Here is a 19,899-nt window from a genome sequence, read left to right on the forward strand (position 1 = left end):
GCTTCTCTAATCGGGCAGTTGGGTCAAGCTCGGATTGCAGCCTGTGCCGGGGCTCGTTCACGCGGGTCACGCTTCTCTTCGCAGTCTGGTGGCTTCTGTCGAGCGAAGCCGCTGCACGCATGCATCGGAGTGGGTCTGGAGAGCCTCGCTTTTGGACGCGCTTTGAAGCGCAGCAGACATCTTCGGCTTCATCCATTCCTTCGTCCGCGTGGGACGATCCCGGCCAGGATCGCTGAGAGCTGTGGTCAGGTCATGCCGCARCCTCCGATCCCAGGCGGAAGTCGGTACCATCGGCCCACATACGATGGAGCACGACGGCGATCTTGCGCGCCACCGCGACGATGGCGCGCCGGCGACCCTTCGTCTTCATCAGCCGCACACCCCAGGCTTTGAGACTCGACCAGGTGATCGAGCGCATCAACATGGCGTTTGCGGCCGCATAGAGCGCAGCACGAACGTCGACGTCTCCGGCATGGGAGATCCGACCTGGATTGTCCGTCTCGCCGGACTGGAAGCGCCTGGGCGTCAGCCCGAAGTGGGCTCCGACCGTGCGAGAGCTCTTGAAGCGGGCAGGATCGTCCACGCCAGCCTTGAAGCTGAGGGCGGTGATCTCGCCAACGCCCGGCACTGTCATGAAGCGCCGGCAGATCGTATCTTCGCGGGCGGCCCGCTTCACCCGCCGATCAAGCTCGGTGAAGGTCTCGAAGAGCATCGCTCGCGCCTCCAGCATTGGCAGGAGCGCATGGCTGAGCGCGGGATCGGTCTCGATCGTCTCGCGAACAGCGGTATCGAAAGCGCCTCGGGAGAGCCGCAGAGGCAGGACGACGCCGAAAATCCGCAACAGGCCACGGATCTCGTTCTCGAGGTCGATGCACTTGCGCTGTATCACCTTGCGGCTCGTCAGCAGCGCTCGCATGTGGTGGCTCTCGACGCTCTTCACATGCACCCGGCTGTACCACCCCGATCGGAGAATCTGGGCGATGCCACGGGCGTCGTGCCTGTCTGTCTTGTTCCGCATGGCCGAAAGCGCAGCCGCGACCTGACGCGCTTCCATGCAGACGACGTCGTAGCCAGCCTCCGTCAGTCCGTAGGTGATGGGCTGTGTCAGCGCACCGGCCTCAAACCCGACCTGGTGGATCGGCTGATCGAACCCCGCGAGGCAAAGAAGGACATCGGGCACCTCCGAGCGCACCGAGCGCTCAAGGCAAATCTTCCCGTCATGGTCGATGATGCAGATCGCCACCGAGCGCAGCGACACATCCAGCGCAGCGTAGAACATCGCGACTTCCTCCCTCTTGGATCTGTCGAGATCCTAACGGGAGCTTGACCCCTCGCGGGTCCGCCCGATTACGCATGCTTCGTAGAACATCGCGACTTCCTCCCTCTTGGATCTGTCGAGATCCTAACGGGAGCTTGACCCCTCGCGGGTCCGCCCGATTACGCATGCTTCTGGCGCAAGAGCGACCGAGGCGCTTATGGCGCAAGAGCGACCGAGGCGCTGCTGCCTACGGAAGCGGTGGGCCTTCTCAAACTGTCTCGCGATGAGGCGTGCGAGGTGGCTTTAGAAAAGGAGATCGAGCGTTGGTTTGAGCCGCACGGCGATATCGCAGGATGGACAGGTATTCGACCACAGCCGCGACAATTTCATCGTCCCGGCCGCGGGTTCTCATCGCGACGGACAACAAAAAGCGCCACGGCGGCCAGGGCGAGCGCAACCAGGCTGCCGAACGAAAATACAGTCGAGTAAGCAAGGCCAACTCTTTCGACCAGCGGACCGCCGCCAAAGGCGGCGACACCATATCCGAGCTGGTAGAACGCAATCAGCGCTCCGAGCATGGTCGCCGACCGAGCCGCAAATTCCTTTCCGGCGAAGCTCAGGCTGAGCGGCAGGATAGCCGAGCAGGCCACGCCGACCAGCGCGAAGGCGGCGATGGCTGATGCCGCCCCACCCGCCCGCGCGACCAGTTGGAAAGCGATCGCGAGCAAGATCGGCAGACCGACATAGACCAGAGTCACCGGCAGCAGCCGCGCCAGCACCGCAAAGAGAATGCGGCCCAGCGTCAGCATGATCCAGAAGGCGGTGAGCGCGAAGGCGGCATCGTCAGGAGAAACCTGTCGCTGTGTCGTGAGGTAGAGCGCCGTCCAGTTGCCGGTCAGCGTCTCGGCGACACCGTAGAGCAGCACGGCGGCGGCATAAACCCAGAAGCGCGCCGGTAGCCCTCCTGCGGCAGCGGTGACGTCATAAGGCAGGCGCAGCGGCGCATGCAGCGTGGCGAGCAGCAGCGCGGCGACGGACAGGCTCATCAGCACCGGCAGCACCCACCAGGCACCGAGCCAGCTGAAGAAAGTGACGAGCAGCGGCGCCAGCGCAGTGCCGAGGCCGAGCAGCGCGTTCAACGTCAGCATCGCCACATCCTGGCGCGGGCCGGCGAAACCTTGCACGAGTGTATTCAGCGCCATGGTCGTGGCGCCGAACCCGAGGCCGAGCGCCCCGGTCGCAAGGCAAAGGACGATATAGGCGAACAGCGAACCCATCAGCAGCGGGGCGGCAGCGAGCAGCAGCATCGAGACCAGGTTGGCGCAGAGGCCGAGCTGCAGCACCGCGCGCAGGCCGAGCCGGCTCGCCAGCGCCCCCCCGAGCGCCGCGCTCAGGATCGCCAGCACGACCTGGGGGATGAACATCGCCCCGTATTGCGTACCCGACAGGGCAAAGCCGCCCGGGCTGGTGAAGATCGCGCTGGCGGCGGGGAACGTCACCAGGGCGAGGCCCTGCACGACGCCAATCACGTAGAGCAGGCCGATCTCGAACCGGCTTGCAGTCTGCACCATGGCTGGGCCTATCCGAGGCGTTGCAGCAAGTGGTCGCCCACCCGCAGCGCATTCGCAAAAGCCGTGAGCGAGGGGTTCACCGCGCCGAGGCTGACGAAGAAGCTGGTATCGACGACATAGAGATTGTCGAGCTCATGCGCCTTGCAGTCGCGGTCGAGCACGGAACTGGCCGGATCGATCCCGAACCGGCAGGTGCCGGCCTGATGCGCGCAGCCGGCAAGCGGGATGTCGCTCTGCATGTAGATGTCGCGCTGGACCAGATGGTGCGGCGCGACGCCGATTTCGCCCAGCATGCTGTGCAGCTTGTCATAGAGCCTGCGCTTCGGAACTTGGTTGTTCGGCGTGTAGCTGAGCGTCAGGCGGCCATCGCGATCGACGGTGACGCGATTGTCCGGATCGGGCAGGTCCTCGGTGGTCAGCCAGAAATCGACGGCATGGCGGGCGATCTCGCTCAATGCGCTATCCGGCATCAGGGCGGTCAGAATCGGCTTCTCGGCGCGGTACATGCCGCCGAGCGTCTTGCCGATCATCTGGATATTGCCCATCGGAAATAGGAAATCCGGCGCGCCGAAATAAAAATCGTTCAGTGCCAGCGTCTTCTGGAACATCGTGTCGTTTGGGGTCAGCGACAGAGCCAGCACGGCCTGGCTGTTATGGAACATGTAGTTGCGCCCGACCTGGCCGGAGCCGTTGGCGAGACCGGCGGGGTGCCGATCANGGGGTCAGCGACAGAGCCAGCACGGCCTGGCTGTTATGGAACATGTAGTTGCGCCCGACCTGGCCGGAGCCGTTGGCGAGACCGGCGGGGTGCCGATCATTGGCCGAGCGCAGCAGCAGCGCCGCCGAGTTCGCCGCCCCGCAGGAGACCACGACGATATCCGCCGAAAAGCGGGCGGGCGCCCCTTCGATCTCGGCGAGCACGCCGGTGACCGTCCGGCCGGATGCGTCGGTTTCGAGCCTCTGTACGAGTGCGTTGCGCAGCAGGGYGACGTTGSCATGCTCGAGCGCGGGGCGGACGGCCGAGATTTCGGCATCGCCCTTCGCATGGATCAGGCAGGGAAAGCCATCGCAGGTCTGGCAGCGGATGCAGCTGCTGTGGGCCATGTCGGCCTCATTCAACCTCACCGCAGCCGGYGCATGAAACGGATGRTAGCCGGCGGCCGTCAGATCGTCAGCCAGCTTCCTGATGCGCGGCTCGTGCGAGACCGCAGGCGCGGGATAGGGCGAGCTTGCCCGCGGCTCGGTCGGATCGCCGCCGCGCTCGCCATGGACCTGATAGAGCCGCTCGGCCTGCGTATAATACGGCTCGAACTCGTCATAGCCGACCGGCCAAGCCGGCGAGACGCCGTCATAATGCAGCGTCTCGGCAAAATCCTGCTCACGGCATGCTCGAGCGCGGGGCGGACGGCCGAGATTTCGGCATCGCCCTTCGCATGGATCAGGCAGGGAAAGCCATCGCAGGTCTGGCAGCGGATGCAGCTGCTGTGGGCCATGTCGGCCTCATTCAACCTCACCGCAGCCGGTGCATGAAACGGATGGTAGCCGGCGGCCGTCAGATCGTCAGCCAGCTTCCTGATGCGCGGCTCGTGCGAGACCGCAGGCGCAGGATAGGGCGCGCTTGCGCGCGGCTCGGTCGGATCGCCGCCGCGCTCGCCATGGACCTGATAGAGCCGCTCGGCCTGCGTATAATACGGCTCGAACTCGTCATAGCCGACCGGCCAAGCCGGCGAGACGCCGTCATAATGCMGCGTCTCGGCAAAATCCTGCTCACGGAGCCGGTAGAGCGCCGCCCCGAATAGTTTTGTTGCGCCGCCGACGAAGTAATGCACTTGCGGCTGGAACGGCGTGCCGTCCGGCAAGTACCAGGTCTCCGGCGAGATATAGCGGTTCTGTTTGAAGACAGCCTCGACATCCCAGTTCTGCGGCTCGCGCGGCAGCCAGTCGCCACGCTCCAAGATGAGAATCCTCTTACCCGACGGTGCCAGACGATGGGCGAGCGTGCCGCCCCCGGCGCCGCTGCCGATGATGATGACGTCGTAATGCCCGTCGGCCACAGCTAAAGCCCGACGCTGCTTTGCATGATCCCGCCATCGGCGAAGATCGTCGTCGCCGTCACGTAGCTCGCGCCTTCGCCGGCGAGGAAGACCACGACATTGGCGATTTCGCCCGGCTCGGCCATGCGACCTACCGGAATCGCCGCGTCGAGCTTCGCCATCAGCGCAGGATCCTTCATGGTCGAGAGGTTGATCGGGGTCGCGACCGCGCCGGGGCCGACGCCGGCCACGAGGATGCCATGGGGCGCAAGCTCGACGCCGGCCGTGCGCGTCAGCATCCGCATGCCGCCCTTGGCCAGGCAATAGGCGGTGTTGCCGGGCATCGGCCAGTCCTCGTGCACCGAGGTGATGTTGATGATCCGGCCCGGCGTTCCCTGCTTGATCATTTGCCGTGCTGCGATCTGGGTGCCGAAGAAGGCGCTCTTCAGGTTGATCGAGAGCACCTTGTCGTACTGCGCCTCGGTCGTCTCCAGTACCGAGGTGCGCGTCTCAACCCCGGCATTGTTGACCATGATGTCAATGTGGCCGAACTTCGCCACCCCGGCGTCGATCAGGCCCTGCAACTGATCGACATGGCTGACATCGGCCTCGACCCCGATCGCCTCCGCTCCGAGCGTGGCGATCTCCTGCTTGAGCGTCTCGGTCGCCGCGACGTCGGATATGAAGTCGACGACGATATTGGCGCCGGCCTTGGCGAGGCCAAGGGCGATCGCCCTGCCGATGCCGCTATTGCCGCCGGTGACGATCGCAACTTTGCCCTTCAATGACATCGTCCGTCCTTCCGATCGCAGCTGTGGAACGCGTTGCAGGACTTGCCGGCCATCCTGTCAGCTCGGCGGCGGCTTGCTCGCCAGTTGATCGATCAGGCTGGCGACGAGTCCGGTCCAGCCCGTCTGGTGCGAGGCACCGAGACCTCGGCCGGTGTCGCCGTCGAAATATTCGTGGAACAGCACGAGATCGCGGAAATATGGGTCGTTCTGTAGCTTGGCATTGTCGCCGAAGACTGGCCGCTGCCCATCCTTGTCGCGCAGAAAGAGCCCGATCAGACGCCGGCTGAGATCATCGGCCACCTCGTCTAGCGTCAGCTGGACACCGGAGCCGGTCGGAGCCTCCACCGTCAGGCTCGGCCCGTAGTAGTTGTGGAAGCGCCGCAGGCTCTCCACCAGCAGCAGATTGACCGGCATCCAGACAGGGCCGCGCCAGTTCGAGTTGCCACCGAACATGCCGATCGTCGACTCCGCCGGCAGGTACTTGACCTCGTAGCGCGTGCCCTCGAGTTCGAAGACGCAGGGCTCGTCGCCATAAGCGCGCGACAGCGCCCGCACCCCATGCGGCGACAGGAACTCGCTCTCGTCCAGCATGCGTTCGAGCAGCTTGACCATTCGGAACTGGCGCGCGAGCGAAAGCAGGTGGCGGCCATCCGCGCCCGGAGCGTTCCAGCGCGACACCAGCAGCGCAAGATCGCTGCGTTGTTCGTGAAAATAGGCCATGCGCTCGAGCAGGCCGGGCAGCTTGCGCAGATCCTCGCCATCCACCACGGCGACGGCGAAGAGCGGGATGAGCCCGACCATCGAGCGGATGCGCAGAGGCTGCACCGAGCCGTCCGGCAGGCAGAGCTGGTCGTAATAGAAATTGTCGGTGCCGTCCCAGAGGCCACTGCCTTCGCCACCGCGCCCAGTCATCGCCGAGGCGATGTGCAGGAAATGGTCGAAGAACTTCGAGGCCATGTCATCATAGGCCTTGTCGTGTTGGCCAAGTTCGACGGCGATGTGGAACATGTTGAGGCAGTACATCGCCATCCAGGCGGTGCCGTCCGACTGCTCGATATAGCCGCCACCGGGTAGCGGCTTCGAGCGGTCGAACAGGCCGATGTTGTCGAGGCCGAGGAAGCCGCCTTCGAAGATGTTGAGGCCCCGCGCATCCTTCCGGTTCACCCACCAGGTGAAGTTCATCAGCAGCTTCTGGAAGATGCGCTCCAGGAACTCGACATCACCGATGCCGGCGTTCCAGCGCTTGTCGAGATCGTAGAGATGCAGCGCCGCCCAGGCCTGGACTGGTGGGTTGACGTCGCCAAAGGCCCATTCATAGGCCGGCAACTCGCCATTGGGATGCATCATCCAGACCTCGCAGAGCAGCAAGAGCTGGCGCTTGGCGAAATCGGGATCGACCAGCGCAAGGCCGATGCAATGGAAGGAGAGGTCCCAGGCGGCGAACCAGGGATATTCCCACTTGTCCGGCATCGAGATGATGTCGGCGGCGCTCAAATGCCGCCAGGCGATGTTGCGCCCATGCTTACGTGCCTCGGGCGGCTTCGGCTGGCGCGGATCACCGTCGAGCCATTCGGCGACGTCGTAGCAGTAGAACTGCTTGCTCCAGAGCATGCCGGCAAGTGCCTGGCGCTGCACGAGGCGCGTATCCGCGTCAGTGATATTCTCCTGCAGCACGGCATAGAAGCCGTCGGCCTCGGCCTTGCGCAGCTCCATCACCGCGTCGAAATCGGCGAAGCCCGCCGTCACATCTGTGCCGATGCAGAGCCGCACATGCACGGTGACCGATCCCCCGGCGGGCACGTCGCGCCTGTACAGCCCCGCGACCTTGGTGCCCCGGCTCGCCGGATTGACAGCATCAGTGCGCCCATCGACGACGAAATCGTTGATGCCGTCCTTGAAATAGCCGGCTGTGCCGGCACCGCCGAAGATCTTGGCGACATTCGTGTCGTTGTCGCAGAAGAGCAGCCGGTCGGGCTTCTCGAAGCTCAGCGCGAAGCGGCCGAGCACGTCATGCTCGCCCTGCACCTCGCCGCGCAGCTGCTCGCTCATGTGTGGGCGGGCGACATCGTCGGACCAGCTCCAGATATTGCGGAAGTAGGCCTGCGGCAGGATATGGATCGGCGCGGTCTCCGAGCCGCAATTATGCACGGTGACGCGCATCAGGATGTCTTCCTGCGCGGCCTTCGCATATTCGATGTCGACGTCGAAATAGCGGTCTTCGTCGAACAGACCGGTATCGATCAGCTCGAACTCGCGCTCGCCATGGCCCTTGCGGCGGGCGTTTTCGTCGAGCAGCAACTGATAGGGATAGGCGGCCTGCGTGAGCTTGTAGCGCATCAGGCCATAGGCATGGCTCGGGATGGCATCCAGGTAGTAATAGAGTTCCTTGACGTCCTCTCCGTGATTGCCCTGCTCATTGGTCAGGCCGAAGAGCCGCTCCTTGAGCATCGGATCCTTGCCGTTCCAGAGCGCCAGCGAAAGGCAGAGCAACTGGCGATCGTCGCAGAAGCCGGCAATGCCGTCTTCGCCCCAGCGATAGGCCCGGCTGCGGGCCTGCTCATGCTTGAGGTAGTTCCAGGCGTCGCCGTCCGCGCTGTAATCCTCGCGAACCGTGCCCCATTGCCGCTCGCTGACATAAGGCCCCCAGCGCCGCCAATGCTCGGTCCGGTCGCGTGTCGCACGCAGGCGAAGTCGTTCGGGATCGAGGGGAGCCGGCATCTTCATTCCTGGCCAGGCGAGCGAGCCGCCTTTAGATCAGGCTAGGCTGCAATGTGCACACCCCAGAACAGGCCTGCACCGACGAGCCAACCCATATCGTTCGGGCCGATTTCCGCTCCATATGATCTATTGAGCTGACATTCAGGTCAGCAGGTCAAGCATATCGTGGCAGACCATTTCAGCGCTGCTACGTCAAAGCCGACCCCATCGGAACGCGGCACTGAGCGTGCAGGACCGAGAGCCACCAATGTCTGCATTCTGGCGGACGGCGAACTTCCGGTTCTGGCGCCTTTCGAATATGCGCTCTCAAAAAAATGGTGGAGCGGCCTTGGCCTACCCTTGCGGAACAGTCTAGCAACCTCCACCGGCCTCAAGCCGCCGGAATTGGCCGTCGGTGCGGTCGTTGAAACTGTCAACGTCTCGCTCACGGTTACCGAGGGCCTCGGTGCCAATTGGCTGATCCCGCGATCCAGGGCTTTTGACGAGCAACACCCCCTAATCGGGCTGCGCTTTCGCATTACAAACGACATCGCCCGCCAGCGCAGGCTCTTTCGCCAATCGCGTGTGAGCGCGCGCGACGAGGTCCCGTCCCCGTACTTCCATTCGCCCGCGCCTCGCCCGGTAGATAGCCGACGCGCCGTGGCATCGGATATAGTTCCGACAGCCCGGATTTATCCGGATATCTCGATTTCACGGCTCAGAGCCCGGCCTTTGCGCGCGCCCAAAATGGGCCATCCGGCCCCTCCGAGGGAACGGGATGCGAATTCCTCGAAACGCCCACGAGCCGTCATGGATATGGAGCCCGGCACTCCGGTAGCTCAGCTGGTCGATGAGTGAACCGCCCCGGGTCTGTCGGAGGCTCCAACTCCTGAGAAGGTGGAGCCATGACGAGCAGGACGACGAACAAGCTCTCGCCTGAGGTGCGTGCCCGCGCGGTGCGGATGGTGTTGGATCACGAGGCCGAGCATCCGTCGTGCTGGGCGGCGATCACGTCGATTTCGGGCAAGATCGGTTGCACGGCGCAGACGCTGAGCGAGTGGGTTAAGAAGGCCGAGATCGACGGCGGCCGCAAGCCGGGCTGACGACGGATATGGCGGCCAAGCTCAAGGCTCTCGAACGCGAGAATCGGGAGCTGCGGCAGGCGAACGAGATCCTGCGCAAGGCATCGGCGTATTTTGCCCAGGCGGAGCTCGACCGCCGACACCGGTCATGATCGGCTTCATCGACGATCACCGCGGGGCCTATGGGGTCGAGCCGATCTGCAAGGCGCTGCCGATCGCCCCGTCGACCTACCATGAGCATGTCGCCAGGCGGATCGATCCGGGGAAGCAGTCGGCTCGGGCGAAACGGGATCTGGAGCTGAAGCCGCAGATCGAGCGCGTGTTCGGCGAGAACTTCGAAGTCTATGGCGCGCGCAAGGTCTGGCGACAGATGTTGCGGGAGGGGTTCTACGTCGCCCATGTCGTAATTCACGACAAACGTCCGCTTTTCGGCTTGGCACCAAGTTATGGTTGTGGCGCCATCTCGTCATCGCTGCTGTGTGACCCCTGTGTCTTCTGCGTAGGTTACGCAGATTCTCGACCGATCCGCTTATGATCCGCCTCGAAGCAAGAGCGACGCGACGATGGGATCAGCGTCGATGCCCAACGATGAACAGAGGAAGTCGAGCGTATCCGCCGTGCTGCAGCGGTTTCCGACGGAGCGTCAGACGATTGAGCAGCTCGCGGCGCGGAGCGAGGACTTCTGTGACATGTGCGAGGAACTCGCCGATGCGGAGCAGGCGATGCGCGCGGCCCAGATGCTACCAGCTCACATCCGCGATGAGAGAACGGCGGAATGGGTCACTCTTATCGATCGGCTCGCAGCCGCAATCGATAGGGCATTGAGGTTGGCGAACGTGGTTCCGATCAGCCGGGCCAAGCAGCCGAAGAGCCACTGACTGGCCCCCCAATTCGCTGGGGTCGAGCCGATCCCGCGAGAATTATGGGGCCGCGAGAGCCCTGGAGAGCCAAACCGAGGGAGAACACGCATGTATTACACAGACACCTCGATACTGCCGGAAAACATGGCGCCGCTGATCATCACGGCAGCACCTTACGGCCCCCAATGGTTGCCCGGCGATACGAGCGACATCCCCCTGACCTGGGACGAGCAGGTCCAGGTCGCTGTGGACTGCTACAATGCCGGCGCGACCGTGCTGCACTTCCACGTCCGCAATCCGGCCACCGGCATGGGCTCGATCAACTTCGACGAATACAATTACCTGCTGAAGCGTGTGAAGGAAGCCGTGCCGGACATGATCATTCAGGTCGGCGGCTCGATCTCGTTCTCGCCGCATACCGACGACGCCCAGGCGAAGTGGCTCGACTACGACACGCGCCACATGCTCACGGAGCTGGACCCGAAGCCGGAGTTCGTGACGGTCACGACAGGCACTTCGCTTTGGGACATCGCCTCGACGTTCACGCCGGAGGACATTAGGGGCACGCATATGGAAGACCCGAAGGTGCAGGCGGCGTGGGCCGGCATGGTCGTGGATTCCACGCCCGCCTTTTACGTCGAGCACCTCAAGCGTCTTCGGAAGAATGGTATCCAGCCCTACTTCGTTCCCTGCGGCCCGGCGCAATGGGACCTCATCGAGCGCTGCATCCGCGCCGGCATCTATATGGGCCCGCTGAACATGGCGCTGTGCGGCTATGGCGGCGGAACGATGTATCGGAATCCGTTCGACTGGATGCATTTCCTGCAACGCGTGCCGCAGGGGTCGGTCAACACCTTCTGGACCAGCATGAGAGGGCTGATTTCCATCTCCGCAATGGCCTTGGTTCTCGGTCAGCATGTGCGGGTGGGCATCGAGGACAACATCTGGGGCGCAGACCGCAAACGCAAGACCACGGTCGAGCAAATCCAGGGTGTAGTACGCCTCTGCAAGGAGTTCGGCCGCAAGCTCGCGACCGCCGAAGAGGCACGTAAAATCATGAAGGTCGGCACCTGGTACGACAGCGTCGACGAGACGCTGCAAAACCTCGGCATGCCGCCCAGCCCGAGTGATTTCAACCCGGGCTTCCTGACCTGGCCGACAGACGGGAAGATCAAGCCGACAGTCGTGGGAGGCGACTCGCACCCGATCGCGGCATGCATGATCGCACCGGCGCCCGTCCGGGCCGCACAGGCAAAATTGCAGATCGCGGCGACTTAGCCGAGGGCAGTCGCTGCAGCCTTTTTGGGTGGCCTGCGCTCCGGCGCAGGCCGGTCTTTCGACAACGAGCGCGGGAGCGGGATCGTGACGGGCCAGATAACCCATTTTGAGATCTATGGCGACCAACCGGAGCAACTCTCCGAGTTCTACGGCGCGCTCTTCGGTTGGCGAATGGAGCGCATGGAAGGCCTTGACTATTGGCGCATGCACCTGAACCCGACCGACGCCGAAGCTGTCGGTGGCGGGCTTACTTACCGACCGAAGACCGACCCGAAGGGCTGGCTGCAATTCGTACATGTCGAGTCGCTCGACGATTCGATCGCTCTCGCGGAGCGCATGGGGGCCAAGGTCGTGCGGTCCAAGACGGCGGTTCCGCGCACTGCATGGGTCGCCGTTCTCGCCGATCCGTCCGGAAACATGTTCGCGGTCTGGCAACCGGATGTCACGGCCTTCCCGATGCCGGAACCCGACTGAAGGATGCTTCAAATGGACAGCCATGTGCATGAAATCGGCGCGCTCGGGCCGTGGGATGTCGATGCGCTCGCCCAAGTCGAGAGATGGGATCAGGTCTGGGCGAAGGCTTGCCAGGCGATGAGCGCAAATCCCTGGGGCGGCACGGTCCTTCCACGCAAATTCGTTGAGTTGATCGCCGTCGGGATCAATGCAGCCTGTACCAATCTCAACCGGGAAGGCACGCGCCGTCACATCTGCGCGGCCCTCGATGCGGGAGCGACACGTGACGAACTTCTGACGGTCATCAAGATGGCGACCGTGATGTCCATCCACTCTTGCAGCTTGGGTGCACCAATCCTCGTCGAAGAGATGCAGGCGTCGGGAGCGCATTCGGCGGCCAGGCCTCCGGTCGCGACGCCCGCCTGCGACAGGATGAAGGGCATCGGCCAGTGGAATCAGGCCTGGAATCCGTTTTTCGAGCTCGCTCCGCATTGGACCGACCAGTTCATGGCGACGGGCGCCGGGATCTACGGCAGCGGCATCTTCAGTTCGAAGGAGATGGAGCTTCTCAGTATCGCGTTCGATGCGTCCTTCACCCACATGTATGCACCCGGCATCCGCCGGCACATCAAGGCCGCATTGGCGCTGGGGGCGACGGCCGAGGAGGTCATGGAGGTGCTGAAGCTGTGCACCGCGCAGGGCGTGCAGGCCTGCAACCTCGCTGTTCCGATCCTGGCTGAGGAACTGGCAAACCGTTCGAGCCACGGAAGCAGGGATACACGCGATGACGAAAGCTGATCCCGGAGAACGAGAGATCGCAGACGCGCCAAAAGACCGAACGCGAAAACTGGAGGTGCGCGTCCTCGACGAAGCAAGGCGGTTCTTCGTATTGTTCCTGTACCTCTGGATACTGTTCGGTTTGTTCGTGCTGAACGAGCGGATCATACACCGTGAACACGGAATTGGTTTTGCTTCTCAGGGCTTCGCGATCTTCAACGCTCTTATTCTCGCGAAAGTCATGCTTGTCCTGGATGATCTCAATTTGAGCAGATGGCTCGATCGTCGGCCTCTGATCTATCCGATCCTGTATGGATCATTCCTGTTTTCGATTTTGTTCGTCGCCTTCCACGTCCTCGAAGAGATCATTATCGGCTTGTTCAAGGGCGAATCCGCCACCAGCAGCATTCCGGCGATCGGCGGCGGCGGCGTGGCCGGCGTCCTGTGCGTCGCCGCGATCCTGTTCTTTGCACTCATCCCGTTCTTCGCCTTCCAGAACTTCAATCGCGCGCTCGGTCCGGGCCGGATCGAAGCGATGCTGTTCAAGATGGCCACGCGGGATCAGGCCGGGTCGTAGTGTCGCTTCGGACTGTTGAACTTCTCGGCGCTCGCTTCTCCTAGTTGGATTTCGGCCGGTCCTCGTCGGGCGGTGCGATGCCAGCCTTGCGCAAGGACTGCATCAAATGATCGACGTCCTCCCGGCGCACGATGCGCAGCGCCAGTTCTGATCGAGTATTGGCGATGAGCCGAGGCGCATGGGCCTCAAGCCATGCGCGCTCGCGCGCGGCTTCGGCGGCTTGGCCGGCCTCGCCGTAGATCGCAGCGGCGATCAGATGATAGTTGGGGTTCTCCGACGCCGGCGTCTTGTGATCCACATGGCGGCTTCCCGCAGGTCTCCCTTGAAATAGCTGCAGAGGGCGAGACCCGATTCATAATAGGCTAGCGGCCCGGGATTTCGCTTGCGCGCCTCGCTCATGAGGGCGCAGCCACGCTCCCAGTTGCCGGCCAGCGCGAGACGGTAGCCGTACTCGCCGACGAGTTCGGTATCGTTAGGATTGAGGCTGAGCGCCTGCTCGCCGATCTTCAGCGCGGCATCGGCCTCGCCGTGGAAATACAAGGCGAACATCTGGGCCTGAAGGGCGCGAATGTTTTCCGAGTCGAGTTCGACGGCACGGCGAGCGGCGTCGAGCGCCCTGTCGATCGAAGCCGGGGACGATGACGGGTCTATCGGATAGCGAAAACGGATCTCGTCGACATAGGCTTGCGAGAGAAGCGCCCAGGCTGTCGCATAGTTCGGAAAACGCCGGACCGCATCCTCGAGGCATTTGCGGACCGACGGATGTTTTTTGCCGTCGAGGCTGGCGCGGTAGGCGTAATAGGCCAGTGTGCAGGCATAGGCCTGCCAATCGTCCGGCGCCGACTGAGGCCGCTGCGATGCGTCGGCCCGATAGATCACGCCATAGGGCTGCCCGAGCGACGTTGCGACCTGCCGGGCGATGTCCGTCACGGTCGCGATGAGCTTGGAAGGCTGCAGATCGCCGGTGTAGCTGCTTGCCCAGATCACAGAGTTGTCGACACGGTTGAGGACGCGGGCGCGAAGCCGGAACTCGTTGTCGATGACGTTGATGTCGCCCGCGAGAACGTAGCGCGGATCGGAGGTCGAGGACCCTGCCGTGGAGGCGCCCTTCTCATCGCGCGGGTCGCCTTCCACCGTCACGATGTCCTTGAACTTCGCGATCTGCCCGATGATCTCCTGCGTCAAGCCGCGTGCGATCGCTTGCGAGTTACCTGCATTGGTCAGGTCATCGAAATGCCTCACCAACAGCCGAGGCAGGGCCGGAGTCTGCAGGCGCTCGCCGCCGCCCCGGTTCACGGCCAGCCAAGGCAGCATGGCAAGTGCCATCAGGCATGCGATCGCGAAGGGAAACGCGCGCTGCCAACGCGCTCGCCTGGCCACCGGGACGGGAGGCGTCGGCACTGGCCGCACGTCGAATTTGGGGACATAGCTCCCCTTCGGGATCGATATGACGATCTCATCCGAAACGCCGACGGTGACATAGTAGAGATTCAACGCGCGCCTAAGGTGCCCCGCCTCGATGCGGACGACCGGGTCGGAATGTGCGTCGAACGATTCGTCTCGCCCGAAGACCTCGACCGCGATCGCATACGCCTTGATGCGGTCGGCCCGACCCGCGATGACCTCCTCGACAATATAGGTCAGAAATTTCCGCGACCGCTCCGTCGCATCGAAGTCCGGGCTTTTCACGATGCGATAAAGCTGAGCCCTGACGCTTTCAGCTTCGGGATTAGCGGAGCCGCCCATCTCTAACGGTGTGCCCATGGCCGAAGTGAACGGCGGGGACCCCATTATGCTCCGCTCTCGCACGATGCTCCTCCCCCGAGGACACACGCCGAAAATCGAACTGTTATAAATTAGTATGGAACTTCCAGCCCGACATGCAAGTCGATCAACGTTCGCGCTGAGGCGGCGGGCTACGACGCTCTTGTGTGGCGATAAAGTAGCCTGAAATGCAGCCGTTTGGCCTCATTGGCCAGGTAGCCCCAAACCGGGGGCAGAAGCCCGTGGTTGGGGCCGCCACCTAGCGCCCCGTCTCGCACCCAACCGCACTGCCGAGAGCGCTGATGTTGCGAGACTGGGAAAAGCATCGGCGGAGCGTAAACACTCAGCGGAATGTCCGGTTTCGGGCGGCGAGCCAATGTCCGGCAGTGGCGCGCCATAGCTATACCAGTTCGTCTCAGAACCTGACGGCGAGGTTTGCCTTGAAGGCGTGGTCCTGGGCGTCGGTTGCGAGCTGGCCGGTGTAGGAGACGCCGAGCGTCGCGCTCCGGCTGATGGCGAGGTCGAGCCCGGCTTCGAGGAGCGCCGCATTCTTCGCGATCGGGACGCCGGCGGTGCTGAACGGGGCGCTGCCGGCGAAGGCGAGCGTCGTCTGTGGATCGACGTCGCCGAAGGCATGGCGCCAGGCCAGCGCACCGCGCAGCGTCAGGTCCATGCCGGAGAGCGCGAACGAGGTCGCGGCGCGCACGCCCAGTGTCGCGTGGCCGACAGCGGTGTTCTGGCTGCGGGCCGAGAGTGCCGCCGCCCCGCCGATCTCGCGGAAGCCATCCGTGCGGAGGTTGACATAGGCGAGGCCGGCGAAGGGCTCGAGCGCGATCCGGGCGAGGTCGATCCGGTAGCCGAGCTCGCCGAAGATCTGGGCCGTGCCGGCCCGGTAGTCGCTGGTCAGGCGGTCGCCGAAGCCGGCGAAGCTGACGGTGCGGCGTGTCTCGACATCGTGCCAGGTATAGCTCGCGCCCAGACGCAGCCCGAGCGCGCCCCACTGGCCGCCGCCATAGAGGCCGAGATGGTAGTTGTCGCTCTCGCCGAGGACAGCCGGCGATTCACCTTGAACTCCGAGCGGCTGTAGCCGGCGAGCAGGCCGAAGCGCAGGGTGTCGAAGGCGGCGACATCGGCGCCCAGCAGGAAGCCGCCGCTCGAGCGCGTCAGCCTGGCGGCGCTAGCGTTGCCGTCGCTGCGGCCCCAGGAGCCGTAGCCCTGGCCCCAGACCGCAAAACGCTCCTGCCGCAGCGCCGGCATCGGCCCGGTGGCGGGAAGCGCCTTGTCGGCGGCAAAACCGTAGCTCAGCGTCGGCATCGGCGCGGCGCCGACGGCGCCGAAGGCCGAGCGCAGGCGATCGATCGCGGCCGTCCGGAGCTGGCCGCTCTCCTCGACCAGGGCCGTCTTCKCCGASGCGTGGAYCTCGCCGGAKAGCGCGTCGAAGGCGGACCGSGCCGAGGCGGCGTCGAGCATCAGGAGGCTGTTGTAGAGGGCGAGCGTCCCGCCGATCTGCGGCAGCGTGTCGAGTGCGCTTGCGGTGGCGAACTGATTGTGCGTCTGCGCCACGGAACCGAAGACGGCCGGTGTTGGCGCGGGACCGGGGCCGGGGTCCGGATTGGGACCGGGACCCGGTGCCCTTGACCTGAATGCTGAGGTCGACCCCGCCCGCGCCGGAGGACAGCGAGAGGTCGAGGAAGGCCGAGCTGGTCGTCGGGGCGGCGAAGCTGCCGATGACCCCGCCCGCCGCGGTCAGCAGCGTGTAGCGCTGGCCGGACTGGTAGCTCACCTGCGGATCGAGCGCGCCGATGCTGAGATTGGCGCCGGCCACCGTCGCGCTGCCCGAGACCGCTATCAGGTCGGACGAGCCGTTGCCGGCGATCTCGGCGGCATAGGTCGAGCCCGGCGCCAGCACGAGATTGCCGGCGACGGTGAGCGTGCCGATCGAGTTGCCGGGCGCGATCGTGGCGCCGGACTGGACCGTGGTCGCGCCGACCGTGCCCGAACCGGCGAGCTGCGGTGGCGAACTGATTGTGCGTCTGCGCCACGGAACCGAAGACGGCCGGTGTTGGCGCGGGACCGGGGCCGGGGTCCGGATTGGGACCGGGACCCGGACCGGGACCCGGCTGGCTGCCCTTGACCTGAATGCTGAGGTCGACCCCGCYCGCGCCGGAGGACAGCGAGAGGTCGAGGAAGGCCGAGCTGGTCGTCGGGGCGGCGAAGCTGCCGCTGATCCCGCCCGCCGCGGTCAGCAGCGTGTAGCGCTGCCCGCTCTGGTAGCTCACCTGCGGATCGAGCGCGCCGATGCTGAGATTGGCGCCGGCCACCGTCGCACTGCCCGAGACCGCGATCAGGTCGGAGCCGCCATTGCCGGCGATCTCGGCCGCATAGGTCGCGCCCGGCGCCAGCACGAGATTGCCGGCGACGGTGAGCGTGCCGATCGAGTTGCCGGGCGCGATCGTGGCGCCGGACTGGACCGTGGTCGCGCCGACCGNAGCCCGGCGCCAGCACGAGATTGCCGGCGACGGTGAGCGTGCCGATCGAGTTGCCGGGCGCGATCGTGGCGCCGGACTGGACCGTGGTCGCGCCGACCGTGCCCGAGCCGGCGAGCGTCGCGCCGGCCAGCACCGTCACGGCGGAGGCTGCGAGCGAGCCGTTGACCGCAAGCGTGCCGGCCTCGACCGTAGTCGCGCCGGTCAGCGCCGAGGTGCCGGTCAGGTTGAGCCGGCCGGCGCCGCGCTTGGCCAGCGTGCCGTTGCCGGAGATCGCATTGGCGAAGGCCGCATCGACCGGCTGGTCGATGACCAGCGCGGCATTGTTGCCGATCGAACCGCTGCCGAAGCTCGTCGCCGAGCCCACCAGCGTGCCGGCATTGATCGCGGTGCCGCCGCTATGGCTGTTGAGGCCGCCCAGCGTCGTCGTGCCATTGCCCGACTGGATCACGACACCGCTGCCCGAGATCGCGCCGGCGAAGCTCAGCGCGTCCGAGCGCGCGAAGACGAGCCCGCCGTGATTGACGACATCGCCGCTGATCGAACCGGTCGTGCCGCCGGTGCCGAGCTGCAGCGTGCCGGCCAGGATCGTCGTGCCGCCCGTATAGCTGGCATCGCCGCTCAGGATCAGCCCGCCCGCGCCATCCTTGCTCAGGCTGCCCGCGCCCGAGACCGCACCGTCGAGCCGCAAGGTCGTGCCGCCCGCGACAGCGAAGCTGCCGATGCCGGCGAGCGCGACGGCGCGCGCCGTGGTGAAGCCCGTCGTCGTCGCCAGTGTGCCACCGTTGAAGGTCAGCCCGCCGCCGGCCGCGCCGAGATTGGCGTCGGAGGCGATCTGGAGCGTGCCGGCATTGATCGTGGTGCCGCCGGCATAGCTGTTGATGCCGGCGAGCACGATGGTGCCGGCGCCGGTCTTGGTCAGCCCGCCCGCGCCCGCGATCACGGCATCGATCGTCGCGCTCAGCCCCGGATCGATGCGCAGCTCGGCGCCGGGTGCCGCGACGAGCAGCGCGCCCGCCCCGTCCAGCACATAGCCGCCGGTGGCGAACTGCAGGCCCTGGATCTGCCGGTCGCTCGCGAGCGTCACGGTGCCCCCGGCCGGGCCGCCGAAGACCGCGGTCAGGTCGCTCCAGGCATGCGCGCCGATGCCGTTGCCGCTGGTCCAGTTCGTGTCGACGGCGTTCCAGGTCCCGCTGCCGCCATGGACCGTGCCGTCCGCCACGGTCTGCGTGCCGTTCCAGAACTGCAGGCCCACATCGGAGACGACGAGATCGACCTGGCCTGCCGTCGCGACATCGAAGCCGAGCGTGTAGCCGGCCGGCACGGCACCGAAGACAAGGCCGCCATCGGTCAGCGAGCCATAGTTGAACAACCGGTAGCGGCCGGCGCCGAAGCCGGCCTGCGGCGTCAGGTCGACCACGCCGTCGAGCGCGAGCGAGCCGGTGACGCTGACGAGATCCTGCCCTCCCGGCGCGCCGGGCTTGAAGTCGAGCTGCGAGGCCTGGTTGAGGGTGAGCGAGCCGAGCGTCAGCGTACCGAGGCTGCCGCCGGGCGCCAACCGCCCGCCATCGGCCACCATGACGTCCCCGCCGATGCTGCCCGAGCCGGCGAGCGTCGCCCCCGATGAAACGATCACCGCGAAACTGCCGAGCGAGCCCTCGAGCAGCAGCGTGCCGCCATTGATCGAGGTGGCGCCGGAAAAGGCGTTCGTCCCGGTCAGCGTCGTCGTGCCGGCGGTGATGCTGAGCGAGGCGGAGCCCGACAAGCCGGAGATCGCGCCGCCGGTCGAGCCGATCGCGCCGGTCAGCGAGCCGTTGGTCAGCGTGCCGCCGGCGAGACTGACGCTGTTGATCGTCTGGGCGAAGCCGCCGAGATCGAGCGTTCCGCCGGCCGCGACCGTCGTTGCGCTTCCCGCGCTGAACGCATTGGCGGCGCCAGCCGCCAGCGTGCCGCCATTGATCGTTGTCACCCCGGTGTAGCCGTTCGCCCCGGAAAGCGCGGTCGTGCCGGAGCTGACCGACAGCGATGCGGCGCCGGCCAGGCTCGCTATGGTGCCGCCGGTCGAACTGATCGCGCTGGTCAGCGAGCCGTTGGTCAGCGTGCCGCCGGCAAGGCTGACGCTGTTGATCGTCTGCGCGAAGCCGCCGAGATCGAGCGTGCCACCGGCCGAGACCGTCGTGGCGCTCCCGGCACTGAACGCGTTGGCGGCGCCGGCCGCCAGCGTTCCGCCGCTGACCGATGTCGCTCCCGTATAGGCATTCGTCCCGGTCAG

At 65.3% G+C, this 19,899-nt stretch carries 14 protein-coding genes, 1 pseudogene and 1 other annotated feature; of the genes and pseudogenes, 6 read left to right on the forward strand and 9 right to left on the reverse strand.

Annotated features, from left to right (window positions below):
• Positions 1 to 250: 250 nt before the first annotated feature.
• From ASE63_RS17260 to ASE63_RS17290, 5 genes are all read right to left on the reverse strand, one after another.
• Positions 251 to 1,279 (reverse strand): IS110 family transposase, encoded by a 1,029-nt coding sequence (locus ASE63_RS17260; RefSeq protein WP_056803903.1) that lies wholly within the window; start codon positions 1,277 to 1,279, stop codon positions 251 to 253.
• A 365-nt stretch (positions 1,280 to 1,644) separates the two neighbouring features.
• Positions 1,645 to 2,829 carry an MFS transporter gene (locus tag ASE63_RS17265; protein WP_056803906.1) on the reverse strand — a complete coding sequence of 395 codons (1,185 nt, stop codon included), beginning with the start codon at positions 2,827 to 2,829 and terminating at the stop codon, positions 1,645 to 1,647.
• Between the two features lie 1,163 nt (positions 2,830 to 3,992).
• Positions 3,993 to 4,883, reverse strand: coding sequence for a GMC family oxidoreductase (locus tag ASE63_RS17280; protein ID WP_200962584.1), 891 nt, complete (start codon positions 4,881 to 4,883; stop codon positions 3,993 to 3,995).
• A gap of 2 nt (positions 4,884 to 4,885) precedes the next feature.
• Positions 4,886 to 5,653, reverse strand: a complete 768-nt coding sequence (locus ASE63_RS17285; protein ID WP_056803916.1) for a glucose 1-dehydrogenase — start codon at positions 5,651 to 5,653, stop codon at positions 4,886 to 4,888.
• 57 nt (positions 5,654 to 5,710) lie between these two features.
• Positions 5,711 to 8,371 (reverse strand): glucosidase, encoded by a 2,661-nt coding sequence (locus ASE63_RS17290; protein ID WP_200962585.1) that lies wholly within the window; start codon positions 8,369 to 8,371, stop codon positions 5,711 to 5,713.
• 884 nt (positions 8,372 to 9,255) lie between these two features.
• Between ASE63_RS17290 and ASE63_RS26705 the strand changes: the two are divergent.
• The 6 genes and pseudogenes from ASE63_RS26705 to ASE63_RS17325 form a co-directional block, all read left to right on the forward strand.
• Positions 9,256 to 9,829: pseudogene (locus tag ASE63_RS26705) on the forward strand (transposase); the annotation flags it as partial.
• Positions 9,539 to 9,655 (forward strand) — a sequence feature (AL1L pseudoknot). It overlaps the preceding pseudogene by 117 nt.
• 181 nt (positions 9,830 to 10,010) lie before the next feature.
• Positions 10,011 to 10,310, forward strand: a complete 300-nt coding sequence (locus tag ASE63_RS17305) for a hypothetical protein (protein WP_056803919.1) — start codon at positions 10,011 to 10,013, stop codon at positions 10,308 to 10,310.
• 90 nt (positions 10,311 to 10,400) lie between these two features.
• Positions 10,401 to 11,570, forward strand: coding sequence for a 3-keto-5-aminohexanoate cleavage protein (locus ASE63_RS17310; protein ID WP_244491437.1), 1,170 nt, complete (start codon positions 10,401 to 10,403; stop codon positions 11,568 to 11,570).
• An 84-nt stretch (positions 11,571 to 11,654) separates the two neighbouring features.
• Positions 11,655 to 12,044, forward strand: coding sequence for a VOC family protein (locus ASE63_RS17315; RefSeq protein WP_056804532.1), 390 nt, complete (start codon positions 11,655 to 11,657; stop codon positions 12,042 to 12,044).
• A 12-nt stretch (positions 12,045 to 12,056) separates the two neighbouring features.
• On the forward strand, positions 12,057 to 12,821 hold the full coding sequence (locus ASE63_RS27350) for a carboxymuconolactone decarboxylase family protein (RefSeq protein WP_162261794.1): 765 nt from the start codon (positions 12,057 to 12,059) through the stop codon (positions 12,819 to 12,821).
• Positions 12,808 to 13,377 carry a hypothetical protein gene (locus ASE63_RS17325; RefSeq protein WP_156410435.1) on the forward strand — a complete coding sequence of 190 codons (570 nt, stop codon included), beginning with the start codon at positions 12,808 to 12,810 and terminating at the stop codon, positions 13,375 to 13,377. The genes ASE63_RS27350 and ASE63_RS17325 overlap by 14 nt, the downstream gene beginning before the upstream one ends.
• Before the next feature lie 40 nt (positions 13,378 to 13,417).
• Here the strand turns inward: ASE63_RS17325 and ASE63_RS28465 are convergent, their stop codons facing one another.
• The 4 genes from ASE63_RS28465 to ASE63_RS28745 all read right to left on the reverse strand — a co-directional run bounded on the left by ASE63_RS28465 (position 13,418) and on the right by ASE63_RS28745 (position 16,704).
• Positions 13,418 to 13,675 (reverse strand): hypothetical protein, encoded by a 258-nt coding sequence (locus ASE63_RS28465; RefSeq protein ID WP_056803927.1) that lies wholly within the window; start codon positions 13,673 to 13,675, stop codon positions 13,418 to 13,420.
• Positions 13,630 to 15,123, reverse strand: coding sequence for a hypothetical protein (locus ASE63_RS17335; RefSeq protein WP_056803930.1), 1,494 nt, complete (start codon positions 15,121 to 15,123; stop codon positions 13,630 to 13,632). The genes ASE63_RS28465 and ASE63_RS17335 overlap by 46 nt, the downstream gene beginning before the upstream one ends.
• A gap of 433 nt (positions 15,124 to 15,556) precedes the next feature.
• Positions 15,557 to 16,126 carry an autotransporter domain-containing protein gene (locus ASE63_RS28740; protein ID WP_280137450.1) on the reverse strand — a complete coding sequence of 190 codons (570 nt, stop codon included), beginning with the start codon at positions 16,124 to 16,126 and terminating at the stop codon, positions 15,557 to 15,559.
• Entirely contained in the window at positions 16,045 to 16,704 is a 660-nt protein-coding gene (locus tag ASE63_RS28745) for an autotransporter outer membrane beta-barrel domain-containing protein (RefSeq protein WP_056803936.1), read from the reverse strand. Before ASE63_RS28745 ends, ASE63_RS28740 begins: the two co-directional genes overlap by 82 nt.
• Positions 16,705 to 19,899: the final 3,195 nt, after the last annotated feature.

Source organism: Allobosea sp. Root381 (assembly GCF_001429395.1).
Taxonomy (GTDB): Bacteria; Pseudomonadota; Alphaproteobacteria; order Rhizobiales; family Beijerinckiaceae; genus Allobosea.